Consider the following 16,166-nt stretch of genomic DNA (forward strand, 5'->3'; position numbering starts at 1 on the left):
GGAGTCAGGAGTCAGGAGTTCAGGAGTTCAGGAGTTCAGGAGTTCAGGAGTCAGGAGTCAGGAGTTCAGAAGTTCAGGAGTTCAGAAGTTCAGGAGTTTAGGAGTTTAGGAGTTCAGAAGTTCAGGAGTTTAGGAGTTCAGAAGTTCAGGAGTCAGGAGGAAGAATAGTTTTCACCAATTACCAATTACCAATTACCAATTCCCTCTTTCAACAAATAAATTTAATTTTGTCAGACTACTTAATTATGACAATTAGCAAAATCAGCCGTAGATCCTTTTTATTTCTGGGTGGGGCAACCTTAGCACAAGGATTAACCTTAACATTACCTAGTTACGCTCAACCACTCCAGGTAAACAAAAGTCAAATTAATGGTATCCCTTTTTATCAAACCATAGTTGATCTCACAGATCCAAAAACCTTGATGACAATGGGTTTAGCCAAAAATGCCAGCTTTGCCAACACCATTCAAAAAACCAGTGGTGATGAAGAATTTAGTAAATTAGTGGCGCGTTATCAGGCTACTGTAGTTGCTAATGGTACATTCTTCGCCAAAAATCCGCAAAAAACAGTGATGGGTAACATGGTAGCTGGGGGGAAATTTGTCAAATACAGTCCCTGGGAAAATTTTGGGACTACCTTGGGATTAGGAGTCGGTAATAAACCAGAAATGGTAACAGCTAGAGTAGATGGTAAACCGCAATGGAATAAACATTGGTTTTCCCTAACTTGTGGACCGAGGTTATTGCGACAGGGGGAAATATGGATAAATCCCAGTATTGAAGGCTTTAAAGATCCTGCTGTTTTAGGCAATAGCGCCCGTACAGCCATTGGTTTTACTCAGGACGGCACAAAGCTGATTTTAGCCAATTTTGAAATTAACCTCACTTTACAGCAGGAAGCAGAAGCAATGAAGGCGATCGGTTGTTATGAAGCTATGAATTTAGATGGTGGAGCGTCCAGAGCCTTAGCCAACAAAACCAATATTATAGTTCCTGCGGGTAGACCTTTAACCAATGTCATCGTCATTTATGATGCCACAAATCCTGCTCCCACAGCTTTAGAACAGGCATGGCTGAAGTTTCAAAAAGGAGAACGTCCCCCCATACCTACTTTGTAAATAAGGCAGGGAGTAGGGGAGAAATTTTCTTTTTTCTTCTTTCTTCTTCTGAACTCCTGACTCGGTGACTCCTGACTCCTGACTTCTGGATTACGGAGTCAGGGGTATAATTTTTAATTTTTAATGGGGTTTGACGGCAAATACGACTATAAAGTTACGGTTCACCCCAATTCCTGAAAGTATTAATTCCCATACATTAGTCAATGTGAAAGCACATAAATCCATGAAACCACTAGACATAATTTATAAAATTCACCGTTCCCCTGACGGTTCGGTAAACCACCCTGCATGGAATGGCTACCACTGAGTTTATTTCTATTTCTTGCCCTGGGTAGCCTAGTTTGGGATTGTCTTCCCAGCAAAGCCATTCGTTTTTTTTGGGCAACTGATTGTGATTAGCAGTTAGTTAATGCAATTTTATATTCTCTCTGAGTTCATTTAGTAATTTTATACGGAGCAAACACCCAAAATGGCAAAAGTAGTTGGAATTGATTTAGGAACGACTAACTCCTGTGTGGCAGTAATGGAAGGCGGTAAACCCACCGTTATCGCAAATGCAGAAGGTTTTCGGACAACACCCTCGGTGGTTGCATTTGCCAAAAACGGCGACAATTTAGTTGGTCAAATCGCTAAACGCCAAGCGGTAATGAACCCCGAAAATACTTTCTATTCTGTGAAACGCTTTATTGGTCGTCGTTTCGACGAGATTACCAATGAGGCTACAGAAGTTTCTTATAAAGTTCTCAGCAGTGGCGGTAACGTTAAAGTAGATTCTCCTGGCGCTGGTAAACAATTTGCACCTGAAGAAATTTCTGCGAAAGTTCTCCGCAAATTGGTTGAAGATGCTAGTAAATACCTGGGTGAAACTGTTACCCAAGCTGTAATTACCGTTCCTGCTTACTTCAATGACTCTCAGCGTCAAGCTACTAAGGACGCGGGAAAAATCGCTGGTATTGACGTTCTCCGTATTATCAACGAACCTACCGCAGCTTCCCTAGCTTATGGCTTTGATAAAAAGAGCAACGAAACTATCCTGGTATTTGACTTGGGTGGTGGTACTTTTGACGTATCCGTTCTAGAAGTAGGCGACGGTGTATTTGAAGTATTATCAACGTCCGGTGATACTCACCTGGGTGGTGACGACTTTGATAAAAAAATCGTTGACTTCCTAGCTGAACAGTTCAAAAAAGACGAAGGTATTGACCTCCGTAAGGACAAACAAGCTTTACAACGTCTAACTGAAGCCGCAGAAAAAGCCAAAATTGAACTTTCTAGCGTTACTCAAGCGGAAATTAACCTACCATTTATCACTGCTACTCAGGACGGTCCAAAGCATTTGGATACAATTCTGACTCGCGCTAAGTTTGAAGAACTCTGCGCTGATTTAATTGACCGTTGCCGCATTCCTGTAGAAGATGCAATCAAAGGTGCGAAGTTAAATAAGACCAATATTGACGAAGTGGTTCTCGTTGGTGGTTCTACCCGGATTCCCGCAGTTCAAGATGTGGTCAAACGGGTGTTAGGTAAAGAGCCTAACCAAAGCGTTAACCCTGATGAAGTTGTAGCTGTTGGTGCTGCTATTCAAGCGGGTGTCTTGGCTGGTGATGTTACGGGTATCTTGTTGTTAGATGTAACACCATTATCTTTGGGTGTAGAAACCTTGGGTGGTGTGATGACTAAGATTATTCCTCGCAATACTACAATTCCTACCAAGAAATCAGAAGTGTTCTCTACTGCTGTAGACGGACAAACTAATGTGGAAATTCACGTTCTCCAAGGTGAGAGAGAATTCGCCAATGATAACAAGAGTCTAGGAACTTTCCGTTTGGATGGTATTCCTCCTGCTCCTCGTGGTGTTCCCCAAATTGAAGTTACTTTTGATATTGACGCTAACGGTATTCTCAATGTTGCGGCTAAGGATAAGGGAACTGGTAAGGAACAATCTATTAGTATCACGGGTGCTTCTACTCTGGATAAGAATGATGTAGAACGCATGGTGAGAGAAGCTGAACAAAATGCTTCTTCTGATAAGGAACGTCGTGAAAAAATTGAGCGCAAAAACCAAGCTGATTCTTTAGCTTATCAAGCTGAAAAGCAGTTGGAAGAGTTGGGTGATAAAGTCCCTGCTGCTGATAAGACTAAGGTTGAAGGTTTGGTTAAGGAAGTGCGGGAAGCTGTTGCTAAAGAAGATGATACTCAAATCCAGAAGTTGATGCCAGAATTGCAACAAGCTCTGTTTGCTATTGGTAGCAATATCTATCAACAAGCTGGTGATGCTGCCGGTGCTGCTGGTACTGAACCTCCAAGCGGTGGTTCTGCTCCTTCTGGTGATGATGTCATTGATGCTGATTTCACTGAAAGCAAGTAGTCATAACTTCTCATCAAGGGCGGGGAAACCCCGCCCCTACACGATTAATACCCATCCAGTTATTGCGCTGGATGGGTATTTTATTTTTTAACCCACATTCCGCAGGTATTTTTTGAATTTTCGGAATTATCTGTAACCCAATGATAATAACCCACATTCCGCACCCCCCAGTGTCACAATCGGTAATTATGGCTAACGCCACGCTCCGCTATCGGATTTTTGAATACCTTTGATGATAATTTTGATACAAAATCGTCGAAATCTTAGGTGGCGAACTGCTTGCAGCAGCGCTTCGCTATCGCCGATCTCAAATCCCCAAACGACCATTTTTCGTTGTGTGACAGTTTAGGGTGCGGAAGGTCGGTTATTAATAAACCCAGTTGCTTAAAAATTCTATTTGTCCCTGCATATCTTGCGTTGATTTAGTGTTAATCAGCCGCAAAACTCCGCGCATTAATTCGCCAATTCCGTATCTTTGTTGAGGTGCTAAAATTATTCCAGCGTGAGATAAACCTTCTTCCAGTAAAGTAGTATGGATCTGGTAAAAGTCCCTAGCATTAAAGCTAAATATAACTCAGTTATTTTCTCTAGCCCAAGTTAGCTGTTCTGGATCTGATTTATACAACATTCATTCCCACATCGGCAACTGTTAATACATCTACATTGCGGCAACGTAAGGCTTGAACAAAATCTTCATCCATTGAGTCTTCGTCAATATACAAACGGATTTTATTCATCTGCATTTTCATCTTTCTGACTATGTAGGGCTTCCTGAATAAGTCTTCTAGTGAAGGGAGGTGACAGGTGCTTTAGTCCCTGTAATCACGGGACGACCATTATTCACACCTGGAGAACAGCTTACTAGCGTACCAATGTTAGTAGCAGTTGCCATAGTTGACAGAATTACTTGCTTATTTTACTTCACCTTAGTCTATCATAAGCGTTTCAGCTAATAATGCAAATTGCTTCTTAATATCAAAAGCACAAAAAAAGAGGTCTTTTTAGACCCCTTGCAAAATCAGAATAAAATAATGTTTGATTTATAGAAATTAAGACAAACCAGCATTAGTACCTTGTTTACCGGTTGCTAATTCCACTTTAACAATCTTGCCACCCATTTTTTGAATCCGTTGTTGTTCACGGAACCAATTTTCATAAGGAACTAACTTAGTAAAGTAAGTATTTTGTAATTCGCGTTGAGTGCGAGTCCGAGATAGGCTAGGAACACAAGCAGTTACTTTAAATAAACGAGCCATTTTGTTTTAAATCTCCTGATGTTGTTTGGGAAACTTTTTTATCTCAAATGTCTTGAGTGAAAATCTTTAATTTATCTGTAAGGATTTAGCAATCAGTGGTCAGATTTTTTAAATTTTATGCCAAAAACGATATTTGATTACTTATCAATATATCAAATATTCTGACTTCTGACTCCTTACAATTATTTTTTCCAAGGCTGGAAATCAACCATCAGCACCAGACTGATAACACTTACAATCAATTAGCAAGAGAACCTTCTAGCAATCATGATTGATCTCCAGACCTTAATAATGCCGCACCTACATCACTAAGTGCAAAGCTAACTCCTAGCTCAAGCCAGAGGAGATATAGTCTAGGTAAACACCCATTTCTTTACCAGCATCAGGACCAACCAAGCTTGCGGTTACTTCCTTGATTGCGCCAATAGCGGAAATGGTAGCGCCTACGGGTACTCCCAAAGAGTTGTAGGTTTCTTTTAAACCATTCAATACACGCTCATCCAAGATGGAAGCGTCGCCAGCCAACATAGCGTAGGTAGCATAACGCAAGTAGTAATCCAAGTCACGGATACAAGCTGCGTAACGACGGGTAGTGTACATATTACCACCGGGACGGGTGATGTCAGAGTACAACAAGGATTTAGCTACAGCTTCTTTAACGATCGCAGCAGCATTAGCGCTGATGGTTGTAGCTGCACGAACGCGCAGTTCACCAGTAGCGAAGTAGCCTTTTAGCTTTTCGAGAGCAGCGGTATCAAGGTATTTACCTTGAACGTCTGAAGAATTGATAACGGAGGTAATTGCGTCTTGCATTGTTGTTTTTTCCTTATTTCCAACCTTATTGCTACAGTTTGAGTTTGAGCCGAGTTACAGCTAAAACTTACTGCATTGCACCAACAACGTAGTCGAAGTAAGAACCAGCTTCACCAGCGTCTTCAGAAGACAATAGGGTAGCAGCAACGTTCTTCATAGCGGCAACGCCACCAGCAACTGCATCAATGGGAGTACCCAAAGATTTGTACATTTCGCGTACACCAACGATACCGATTTCTTCGATGGCTGTAACATCACCAGAAACGATTCCGTAGGTAACGAGACGGAGGTAGTAGTCCAAGTCACGCAAGCAAGTAGCTGTCATTTCTTGACCGTAAGCGTTACCACCGGGGGAAACAACGTCAGGACGTTTTTGGAACAATTGGTCGCCAGCTTGCTTAACAATGCGCTCGCGGTTTTCGGTCAATACTTGAGCGATGCGGAGACGTTGTGCGCCACCAGCAACAAAACCTTTGATTCTATCTAATTCACCGGGGCTGAGGTAGCGAGCTTCCGCATCAGCATTCACGATGGCTTTCGTGACGATACTCATTAATGGATTCCTCCAAAACTAATGGAACCAGAATTTGATTAAACTGGTACGACTTTATGTGGTTGATAGTGACTTGACAACTTGGTCGACATTTTTAGCCAGATTGTCTGGATTTGGTGTAAACCAGGTGGAAAACTCAATTACCTCCCGCAAAATATTGTCCAGTATTATGTTGAGCATTTATTACTGCTCTTAATATTTTGTAACACTTATTTTCAGATTCGCTCATTCTCAGGGAACAGGGAACAGGGAACAGGGAACAGGAAAAAGAGGCTGGGGGCGGGGTGCAGGGTGCAGAGGAGACGAATTTTCCCCCTTGCTCCCTGCTCCATTTCTTCTTCTACTGTCACCTGTCACCTGTAACCTGTCACCTATCTATTAGGAAGACCACCTGTTAAAACAGAAGGAGATAAGCTAGACCAGGATTGCTTCACCAGGTCGGCTTCAGCTTGAACACTGCCTAAATAGTTACCTGCTGGTAAAGAGGGATAGCGTTTGTAGGGAACAACGTCTTCACCAAAGTAACGAGCATACTCAGGACTGTTAACAATTGTCTCTACTGCTGCCCGTAAACCGCTATCAGCCAATAGTTTGTTATATTGACGGATTTCGCCTTGGGTAGCGGGTGCGCGTCCCAAGAGGTGACGGAATAGGAATTCAATTACCTTGGTGTTGGGATAGGGGGTGTAGAACCGTTTGCGATAGATTTCGGAACTGGCTAGTTCGAGAACAAATTCCCGGACGGTAATTTCGCCGTTACGCAATTTGCTATCTAAGTCAGAACGGCGGAAATAAGCAGGTACTTGACCGCTAAATACGTCCATGACTTGGACATAGATAGCATTGATGACCTGATTGGTTTCTGGGGAATTTGTGCCAGTGGTAGCACGGTAAATCCGGGCTGGTTTGCGACGGCTTGTACCGACACCAACTTCTACAGATTGACCTCGACCATCGTTGAAAGAACGACCCAATTCAATAAACAAGGGTTTAGTCTTGTCCATTTTCTTGGCTTGGGCTGCTAAATCGGCGATCGCCTTCGCTAGAATTGGCGTATTCTCAGTTTTAATCCGTGGCTTCACAGTCTCAAAACTAGGAACAACCACATCATCATTTTGCTTGGTTAACTGGTTGTAAAGCTTCTCTGTATTGGGGAAATTAGCCGCAGGTAAAGTGGGGAAGCGACGGAAAGGAACGGTATCTTCACCAAACACCTGACCATATTCAGCACTTTCAACCATCGCGCTAATAAAGGCCCGAATCCCTTGAGTAGCGAGAATTTGGTTATATTTACGAATTTCCGCTTGGTCAACAGGAGCGCGACCCAAGAAATGCTTAGTACCCAACTCAATTACTTTTGTATTGGGATAAGGTGTGTAGAACTCCTTCAGGTACAAGTTAGAGTAACCCAAACCTTGAATAAATTCCTTAACACTGATTTCACCGTTTACCAACTTACTTTCTAGAACCGTGAACTCGTTTTTAGAGATGTAAGCAGCAATATCTCGCTCGAAAATCTGCCGATAAGCACCGCTAATCACAGTTTCTACCGCAACCTTGTCATTCTTAACTGCTGTCAGTTTGAAGACCTTGGTTTGCTCACGTTGCTTAGTAACACCTTGGTTAATGCGGAAATCAATATCTGGTTCAGTCCGCATTTCTGTGACTGCACCCAATTCCACAAAGCGAGGAGTTTCTTGTTTTTCAACATTCGCCACATCTTCGCGGATAGTTCCCACACGCAATTGACGTAAAGACACACCCGCAGGAGTTAGATAGCGCTCGTAAGGAACAGTATCTTCATTAAATGCTTGGCTGTATTCATCACTATCAATGATGGCATCAACTACCGCATAGAAGCCCTTCTTCGCCGCAATATCAAAATACTTGTTGTTCTCTTCCCGACCATAGGTAGGACGACCTAATAAGCGACGGTGAATATATTCAATCGCTTTACAAACATAGAGAGAAGTCCAGTACATCTTGCGGAATAAATCCGACTTCGCCAACATCCGCACAAACTCGCGGACAGTGATATCGCCGTTTTCCAGCTTAATTTCTGCAACCTTCAGACGTTGACCTTCGTAAACATCACGACCGAAAACTTGCAGGTAACAAGCCTTAATTACCGCTTGGGTAGAGCTTTCGGAGAACCGAACACTGACACCAGTAGCAGCTTTTCTGCCAATAGTTCCAGGTAACTGGTCTAACTTAAATACCTTAGCACCCAAAGTACCAGGAGCAACACCACGCGCACCAGGGTTGCTGAGTTGGTTATTGATACCGGGGCCTTGGTGAATCAAGATCCGACGGGTATCCTTACTAAATGGTGCAGGGCTGCTGCTAGGGTTGCGAGTTTCTTTCGGGAAAATCGCCCCAAATTGGATTTCCAAGGGGTCATTACCAGAACCGTAGGGATGTTGGTCAGGTAATGGGTGTTCGTAAGCAGCAAAAGTTGTAATAAACTGAGGAACTTTCCGAAAAGGCGCACTGTATTTAAACAGGTCTTGCTGTTGTCCCCAGTTACGACATTCTTGGGCTTCTTGACCCAGACCGCGAATGTAGGGAACTGTTTCTTCCCCAAAGTAATCGCTGTATTCGGTAGAATCTACCAAAGCATCAACTAAACCTGCCAAACCTTTGAGTGAGACAATGGCAAAGTATTTTTGCACTTCTTCGCGGCTACTTGGCCCCCGTCCTAAAATGTGACGGAAAGCCAATTCAATCACCCGGCTGTTAATAAAAGGCTGATAAAACTGTTTTTGGTAAAGGGGAGATTTAGCTAAACGGCGAATAAACTCCCGCATGGAGATCTCGCAATTTTTAACTTTAGATTCTAAGTCAGAAATAGACAAGCTATAAGCCCGGGTAATATCGCGCTCAAATACTTGACGATAAGCAGCTTTGATAATTTCAGTCTTTTCGGTAGAAGACAAACCGGGCTTCATGACGTACCTGGGACGACGTTCTGCGGCAACAGCGTAAATTTGTGGCAGTTGTAGCCCTTGTTGGTCGCCGGCAGGACGTTGACGAACTTTGGTTGAAGGTGTTGGTGCTTTAAATTCTGTCAGCAACACATCCATGTACTGAGTCACAATTTCTGTAGCTGCGGCATCTTTACGGAAAAAGGATAAAGAAGCTGCTTTGATTTCTTGTAAGGCAACGATGGTTGCTTCCCCAGAACAAGCATTTTCAATAATTTCCCGCAAACCTCTGGTATTAACAGAGATGATATTGGGGTCTCCAGCCACAATCGAGTATGTTGCATAGCGCAAGAACCAGGACAAGTCCCGTAAACTCTTGGCCATGTTGCTAGGACCATAACGAGCGACGTTAATGGGTCTAAAGCCTGGAGGTGTTGGTCCACCAGCAGAGGTATTGAAGATAGAACGGAGGTTTTCAAAGAAACCACCACTACTTTCAACGTAGGTGACTGTTCCTAGTTTCATGCCCTCTTGGAGATTAGCACCTGCGCCGACCATAGCCAATTCCCGTTCTTGGGGCTTTTCCAAAAAAGCCATTGGTGAACCACCAATGAAAATCCGGTTAGCCGCACGAGAAACGATAATCTCGGAATTGTCGGTCAAAATCTTGGCAATTTCTAACCTCTTGGCACCGGAGGCAAAATAGCTGCTAAGTTCACTTAGTTCACCTCTTCCCAGAAAGCGGTCCTGTTGTTCCGCTTGGGAAATGGTAGAGACAGGTAAGGTTTGATATAGTTGCGGACGCGCAACTGAGCTTCCACCGCTTGCCTTAACACTCATGGGTTCTTTAAGACTCCTATCATAACTGTTTATGTGTTAAGCCTGAGTTATTTATTTTAAGGCTTGACATTTGTGCGTATCTATGGATGTTACGCTTATAAAACCCAGTAAATTAACTGGGTCAATTTTTAGATTAGAACGTTTTGCGTTTACGCTGTTGATTTATTAAGAAGTATGTCGAATCTGTAATCTAAATTTGATATTCAAGAAGATACATACTTCGATTTTCTTGGCTGAACACAGATTCTATCCCAAATTCGGCACCAATTTAATTCTTAAACTTATTTATAAAGCCAGAAATAGACCGTGGGCAAAAATGAGAATGGCTATGTTGATAACAGGTTGGTAAACCCCTACCTTATTTTTACTAACATCAGCATTAAATTGCGTAAAATTAAGATAAATAAGTAAAAATATGACTCAATATACTGAGATGATGCTCCCTAGTCAGGAGTTCAGGAGTCAGAAAGAAGCAAATTCTTTCCCTCTTGCCTCTTGCCTATTGCCTATTGCCTATTGCCTATTGCCTATTGCCTATTGCCTATTGCCTCTACCCCTGTTACCAACTGGTAATTTACGATAACAAGTACCGAAGATCCCTAAATTTTTACAGATTCCTGAGACTGTACATTGATGGTTTGTAAATAGTCTTCTTTTTGAAAGTAGTAATAGCTATGGGGTTCATTTTTGATAATTACACCATTAACTACCTGTCCTAAGACATTTTGACCAGATTTTGCTAATAGTTCTTTAGCAAAAGTCGCATTCACAGAATCAACTACACCAGGACGGACTACCAATAAAACACCATCAGCCATTTGTCCTAAAGTAACAGCATCAGCAGCCACATTTAAAGCTGGTGTATCAACAATGACAAAATCATACTTATCAGAAAAATTAGCCATTAAAGTTGCCATGCGTTGTGAGTCAAGAAGAGATGCTGGACTGGGAGGAACTATGCCAGAAGTCAAAATATCTAAATTAGGCATGACTTTTTTAATTATCGCAGTAGTTTCTTCCTGTTTAAAAATTAAATTACTTAAACCTTGATTATTGATTACGTCCCAAATTTTATGCTGAACTGGACGGTGCAAATCTCCATCTATTAATAAAACTTGCCTGTCCATTTGTGCCATTGCTGTGGCTAAATTAGCTGCCACTGTTGATTTACCTTCTTGGGGTACAGAACTAGTGACAACAATAACTTTTAGCTCTTTATCAGCACTGATGAAATTCAGGTTTGCCCTCAACATCCGATAAGCTTCACTAATAGAAGAACGAGGAAAATCCCGAATTATAATTCTTTGACTATAGGATTCATTCGCTTGATGATTTTTAGAGGTTTTTTTCCACTTAGTAGCGGTAGGAATAACTCCTAACAAGGTTAATTCTAGTAATTCTTTGGCTTCATCAATAGTCTTGATAGATTTATCTTTCATTTCTAGGATATATATAGTCATACAAGCTGCCAATATACTCATTAATGCTGAACTTAGATAGGAAATCATGACAGAAGAAATAGGTTCATCGGGAACTTGAGCATCGGATATTCTAGTTGCATTACCTAAGTTTTGATTTTCGGCTATTCTACTTTCTTGGAGTTTTTGAAGTAATAGAGAATAGGTGGATTGTCCTGCTTGAAGTTTACGTTCTAATTGACGCTGTTGTTCTTCTAATTTAGGTAATGTATTCAATCTTTGCTTATAGATAAATTGTAATTTCAGCAAAGAATTAGCTTGATTGGCTAAACCTAGACGGTTGGATTCTAATTCTACGAGTTTACTGGAAAGTTGTTGCTGTAAAATACTCAATTGTAAATTGCCTTCTGCTTGTAGGTTGTTTCTACCTATGGACTGATTTATTCTCTTGTCAACAACCTTATTTAAGGAAGCAATTTTATCTTGTAAATCTATGATCTGTGGATGATTTTCCTGTAAAATTGTCTGTCTATTTGCTAGTTGTGATTGTAGTTGTTGGATTTCTTTAAGAATATCTTGAACTCCAGGGATTTGGCTAATAGAAGTCATTGTTAAGGCTTGTTTTGGGTTCATTCCCAATTGCCGAATAACTACTTGATACTGTGACTCAACATTAGCCAATTGAGATTGAATATCGTTGATTCTTAATTGTAAATCGCCAATAACTTGTACTGCTTTACTAGCTTCTTCTTCCAAGGAAATGATTTTGTTTTTTTCTTTAAAATCTGCTAATTTAGATTCGGCTTGACGGACTACTAATTCAGCTTTGGGTAATTGTTTTTCTATAAATTGACGGGCTGCGCTTGCTTCGGCTCGCCGTGAAGACAGATTTTGCTCTAAATAAACTTTAATTATTTCATTTACAACTTGGGAGGCAATTTGGGGATTAGTATCGTTGTAGCTAATTTGGATAACATTAGTGCCTTTAACTTCTTTGACAACAAGATTTTTGAGAAATAGCTTAGGTTTTAGGGTAAAACCTTGACTATCCTTGAGATTTAGTCGTTTAATAGTTGTTTCTATAATAGGGTAAGAAGTTATTACTTCTACTTCTGTATTGAGGGGGTTATTTTGTTCCATTAAAGGATCTAATTTGCCTATTTCTGCACCTAATCCTGTGATAGATGAAGTTGTATTGCTTCTTTGAAACCGCAATTTACCTTCCGCTAAATAAATAGGTTTTTTCAAAGATGCAGCCAATTGTGCTATGATGAAAACGGAAATAGTAATCAATAAAGTGGCAAGCCAACGACGGTTGAGAATTGTCCAATATTTTTGCGGTGATATAGAAGATTGTTGTAGTTCCATAATCAATTAAGTTTTTTATGTATGGTTTTCAAGTTGTCGAGTAAATGGCTGTAATGGCATTAATTACTCTTGCTAAATTTTCCTCAGTTAAATTAGAACCAGAAGGCAAACAAAGACCATGTAAAAATAAATTTTCGGCTACTTCACCACCAATACATTCACATTCAGAAAACACAGGTTGAAGATGCAATGGTTTCCACACAGGACGGGCTTCAATTTGTTGTTTAGCAAGTTGGATACGAATGTATTCTCGATCTGCACCAAAAGCTTCTGGGGTGATTGTTAAGGCCGTTAACCAGCGAGTAGAATGGCCAAAATTAGCTTCAGGCATAAATTCTATTCCTGGGATATTTCCCAATGCAGATTGGTAAATTTCAAAGTTGCGCCGTCTAGCTGCCACTCTGTCATTTAAAACTTGTAATTGACCTCGACCAATCCCTGCAAGAACGTTGCTAAGACGATAGTTATATCCTATTTCTGAATGTTGATAATGAGGAGCAGGATCGCGGGATTGAGTTGCTAAAAATTTGGCTTTGGCAATTAATTTATCCTCAGCAGAAACTAACATTCCTCCACCAGAAGTAGTGATAATTTTGTTGCCATTAAAAGAGTAAATACCAAAGCGCCCAAAAGTACCAGGAGAAAGACATTTGTAGGTAGAACCTAAAGCTTCGGCGGCATCTTCAATTAACGGAATGTTATATTGATCGCAAAGTTCGAGAATCGGCTCAATATCTGCACTTTGACCATATAAATGAACAACTATAACTGCTTTGGGTAATTTACCAAAATAAGCACGTTTTTGTAAAGCTTCCTGCAACAAGTCTGGGTTCATATTCCAGGATATGCGATCGCTATCAATAAATACTGGTTTTGCACCTAAATAAGTAATTGGATTAGCGGTGGCTGCAAAGGTCAAGGTGGAGCAAAAAACCTCATCTCCTCTGGTGACTCCAACTAATTGCAAAGCTAGGTGTAAAGCCGCAGTTCCCGAACTCACAGCAGCAGCATGACTAGCACCAGTTATTTGACAAAATTCCTGTTCAAAAGCATCAACATGGGGACCAATAGGGGCAATCCAATTGGTAGCAAATGCTTCTTTGACGAATTCTAATTCTTGGTCGCCGATATGGGGAGTGGAGAGGAGAATTGGCTTCATGGTTTTTTATTCTTTATTGTTTATTGTTTAAAAGTGATCAGGCGATCGCATTTGGCACTGATTATATTAGTCTGAATCTTTAGCCATTTTTCATTTGGCGTTTCCCCATTAGACCAAGCGATCAATGCGGCGGGAATATTTGCTCCGGCTACATGAGAAAATGGATATCCACCACCAAAACGCGGGTTCATTTCTAATACATAGTTCCCCTTTTTTCCGACAATTACATCACAATCTAAGTTGCCGGTATGACCTAATTTTTGTCCAATTTTCTCACCTAGTTTTTCAAGTTGCTGATTTTCCACTGTAACCGCCCGGTCTGTTTCTCCGGCTCGCATGGTTAGTTTACGCTTCACAAAGGTGGTAATGTAGGAAGTTTCTAAATTATTAATGATATCAAGTCCATGCTCTTGTCCAATTAGCTTTTCTTGAATTAAGATACATTTCTCAAAATCAGTAGAGCTTACCGTCGCTAAAAATGACTTTTGAATAGCTTTTTTGACAAAACGGTAGGCTAATTCTAATTCTTCATAATCTTCAGGATATTCAATCCCAATTGATGCACTTCCCCACCGGGGTTTAATTACTAAAGGAAAATTGATTTCTCCTCGCTGAATCGCCCCGCGTGCTTCCGCCAGAGAAAGATAAGTTTTTGGGGTAGGGATACCGATTGTTTCTAAGAGTTGAAAAGTTGCCCATTTATCAAAACAAATATTAATAATTTCCGGTGAAGAAACAACTGGAATAGTTCCTATTTTCAGAAATTGATCACGTTGTTTTGCTAAATGTGGTAGTTCTAAATCATTGAGAGGAATTAGTAACTTGACTTTTTTATCCTGACAGATATTCAGCAGATGATCAAAGTAATCACTATCATTTACAGATGGTAATAAAAAACTTTCATCTGCTTCCTTTAATGCTGGGGCTTCTAGACTAGCATCACCGGCAAATACCAATCCTCGATTTTCTAAAGCTGCTTGAAAGAAGTTTACCAAGTAATTTCTTCTTCCCGCACAGGTCAACATAACGTTCATATTTTTGTCCTTCATATTACATAAGTAGAAAACACATCTTGAGAAGTTTCTTGCCGTCTGACTAAAGTATAATTATCAAGGGTGGAATCATAGCTAATGATCGGAGGATTTGGGCGAATAAAAGGTGGTTTAAATACCACTGTGTATGCACCTAAATTATCAAAGACGGCATAATCACCAATGCCTATTGAACCTGAATAATCTGGATATAAACAATCATGTTCCATGCAAGTATATCCAACTAAATCAACTGAGCCATTTAGTTTTTTGTTGTCAAACTTTTGCTCACTACTATAAATTTTTAATGACAATTTCTTATCAGTTAAAGTTGGTTTAACATTATGAATACTGCCAACCACAAGAGCAATTTGGCGTGATTTTACTGTTTTAACTCCCACTACTTTACCGACAAAACTGAGAACATCTGCAACAAGAGCTACACCTGGTTCAATAATGAGTTCTGGTCCAGAATCATCAGGAAATCTACTGCTTAATTGTGGAGCAATTGCCTCTGCATATTCTTGATAACTGGGAATATAACAGTCAAATTGTCCTTTTAAATCATCATTCATTCTGCCAAAAAAACCACCACCAAGATCAATAAATTGAGGTGGCTGATGCTGAAAATAATAATCGCTGAGTTCGATAATTTTCTGCGTGCGTAACTTATAGGATTCTACGCTTCTTGTTGAGGTAGAAATGTGACAATGTAATCCCAACACCGAGCAATTATTTAATTCTTGGAAAATTTTAAAAACATCATCTAGTGCGCCTCCTTCCACATCAAATCCAAAGCGAGATATCCTGCCAACACCAACATCAAAATTACATCTTAAACCTACAGCAATTTTTCGTTCTGGTAATCTTCGTGCTAATGTTGCGACTATTTCTACTTCTTCCAAACAGTCCAAGTTAACAATAGAACCAGCGAAAATGGCATTTTCTAAATCTTCTGGAGACTTGAGGGGACCATTAAAAATAATTCTAGATGGAGAGACACCAATACGCAAAGCTAAATCATACTCCATTTGAGAAACAACTTCTGCATAGCCACCTAAAGAATCTACAGTTTGACACAACTTAGGAATGTAGTTGGTTTTATAAGAATAACCTAAGTTGATATGGGGATAAATAGAGCGAAAACCATGCAAAAACTCTTGATAATTACGTTTGAATTTATCCAAATCAAGCAGAAAAAAAGAATCACCAAATTCTTTTTCTAAATTGTGAAGTGTTGTCCAAGAAAGTTGCATTTTTAGTGATTTGATTTAGTATTGATGAAGAAAAAGTTCAAAAGCCCCCGGACAAACCCCTC

At 40.5% G+C, this 16,166-nt stretch carries 10 protein-coding genes; 2 read left to right on the forward strand and 8 right to left on the reverse strand.

Going from position 1 to position 16,166, the window contains the following annotated elements; genetic code table 11:
- Nucleotides 1-245: 245 nt before the first annotated feature.
- Both IQ226_RS01935 and dnaK read left to right on the forward strand, forming a co-directional pair.
- Nucleotides 246-1,118, forward strand: coding sequence for a phosphodiester glycosidase family protein (locus IQ226_RS01935; RefSeq protein WP_193891615.1), 873 nt, complete (start codon nt 246-248; stop codon nt 1,116-1,118).
- Nucleotides 1,119-1,587: 469 nt separating this feature from the next.
- Nucleotides 1,588-3,486, forward strand: coding sequence for a molecular chaperone DnaK (gene dnaK / locus IQ226_RS01940; RefSeq protein ID WP_193891431.1), 1,899 nt, complete (start codon nt 1,588-1,590; stop codon nt 3,484-3,486).
- Nucleotides 3,487-4,535: 1,049 nt separating this feature from the next.
- On the opposite strand, the gene IQ226_RS01950 is transcribed toward dnaK, so the two are convergent.
- The 8 genes from IQ226_RS01950 to IQ226_RS01985 all read right to left on the reverse strand — a co-directional run bounded on the left by IQ226_RS01950 (nt 4,536) and on the right by IQ226_RS01985 (nt 16,104).
- A complete protein-coding gene (locus tag IQ226_RS01950) occupies nt 4,536-4,742 on the reverse strand; it encodes a phycobilisome linker polypeptide (RefSeq protein WP_027402734.1) in 207 nt (68 codons plus the stop codon).
- A gap of 327 nt (nt 4,743-5,069) precedes the next feature.
- Nucleotides 5,070-5,555, reverse strand: coding sequence for an allophycocyanin subunit beta (gene apcB, locus IQ226_RS01955; protein WP_193891434.1), 486 nt, complete (start codon nt 5,553-5,555; stop codon nt 5,070-5,072).
- A 67-nt stretch (nt 5,556-5,622) separates the two neighbouring features.
- Nucleotides 5,623-6,108: an allophycocyanin subunit alpha gene (gene apcA, locus IQ226_RS01960; RefSeq protein ID WP_193891438.1), complete on the reverse strand. Its 486-nt coding sequence runs from the start codon at nt 6,106-6,108 to the stop codon at nt 5,623-5,625.
- Between the two features lie 371 nt (nt 6,109-6,479).
- A complete protein-coding gene (locus IQ226_RS01965; RefSeq protein WP_193891441.1) occupies nt 6,480-9,872 on the reverse strand; it encodes a phycobilisome rod-core linker polypeptide in 3,393 nt (1,130 codons plus the stop codon).
- A gap of 599 nt (nt 9,873-10,471) precedes the next feature.
- Nucleotides 10,472-12,658: a polysaccharide biosynthesis tyrosine autokinase gene (locus IQ226_RS01970; RefSeq protein WP_193891445.1), complete on the reverse strand. Its 2,187-nt coding sequence runs from the start codon at nt 12,656-12,658 to the stop codon at nt 10,472-10,474.
- A 28-nt stretch (nt 12,659-12,686) separates the two neighbouring features.
- On the reverse strand, nt 12,687-13,817 hold the full coding sequence (locus IQ226_RS01975) for an aminotransferase class I/II-fold pyridoxal phosphate-dependent enzyme (RefSeq protein ID WP_193891450.1): 1,131 nt from the start codon (nt 13,815-13,817) through the stop codon (nt 12,687-12,689).
- A 20-nt stretch (nt 13,818-13,837) separates the two neighbouring features.
- Nucleotides 13,838-14,851 carry an ATP-grasp domain-containing protein gene (locus IQ226_RS01980; protein ID WP_193891452.1) on the reverse strand — a complete coding sequence of 338 codons (1,014 nt, stop codon included), beginning with the start codon at nt 14,849-14,851 and terminating at the stop codon, nt 13,838-13,840.
- 11 nt (nt 14,852-14,862) lie between these two features.
- Nucleotides 14,863-16,104, reverse strand: a complete 1,242-nt coding sequence (locus tag IQ226_RS01985) for a decarboxylase (RefSeq protein WP_193891454.1) — start codon at nt 16,102-16,104, stop codon at nt 14,863-14,865.
- Between the last annotated feature and the right edge of the window lie 62 nt (nt 16,105-16,166).

The organism is Dolichospermum sp. LEGE 00240 (genome assembly GCF_015207875.1).
GTDB classification, from domain to species: Bacteria; Cyanobacteriota; Cyanobacteriia; order Cyanobacteriales; family Nostocaceae; genus Dolichospermum; species Dolichospermum gracile.

Bases quoted from the DNA above. Each gene is read 5' to 3' on its own strand.
- IQ226_RS01950 (WP_027402734.1), bottom strand. From the start codon at position 4,742: ATGGCTCGTTTATTTAAAGTAACTGCTTGTGTTCCTAGCCTATCTCGG.
- IQ226_RS01980 (WP_193891452.1), bottom strand. From the start codon at position 14,851: ATGAACGTTATGTTGACCTGTGCGGGAAGAAGAAATTACTTGGTAAAC.
- IQ226_RS01935 (WP_193891615.1), top strand. From the start codon at position 246: ATGACAATTAGCAAAATCAGCCGTAGATCCTTTTTATTTCTGGGTGGG.
- IQ226_RS01970 (WP_193891445.1), bottom strand. From the start codon at position 12,658: ATGGAACTACAACAATCTTCTATATCACCGCAAAAATATTGGACAATT.
- dnaK (WP_193891431.1), top strand. From the start codon at position 1,588: ATGGCAAAAGTAGTTGGAATTGATTTAGGAACGACTAACTCCTGTGTG.
- apcA (WP_193891438.1), bottom strand. From the start codon at position 6,108: ATGAGTATCGTCACGAAAGCCATCGTGAATGCTGATGCGGAAGCTCGC.
- IQ226_RS01965 (WP_193891441.1), bottom strand. From the start codon at position 9,872: ATGAGTGTTAAGGCAAGCGGTGGAAGCTCAGTTGCGCGTCCGCAACTA.
- IQ226_RS01985 (WP_193891454.1), bottom strand. From the start codon at position 16,104: ATGCAACTTTCTTGGACAACACTTCACAATTTAGAAAAAGAATTTGGT.
- apcB (WP_193891434.1), bottom strand. From the start codon at position 5,555: ATGCAAGACGCAATTACCTCCGTTATCAATTCTTCAGACGTTCAAGGT.
- IQ226_RS01975 (WP_193891450.1), bottom strand. From the start codon at position 13,817: ATGAAGCCAATTCTCCTCTCCACTCCCCATATCGGCGACCAAGAATTA.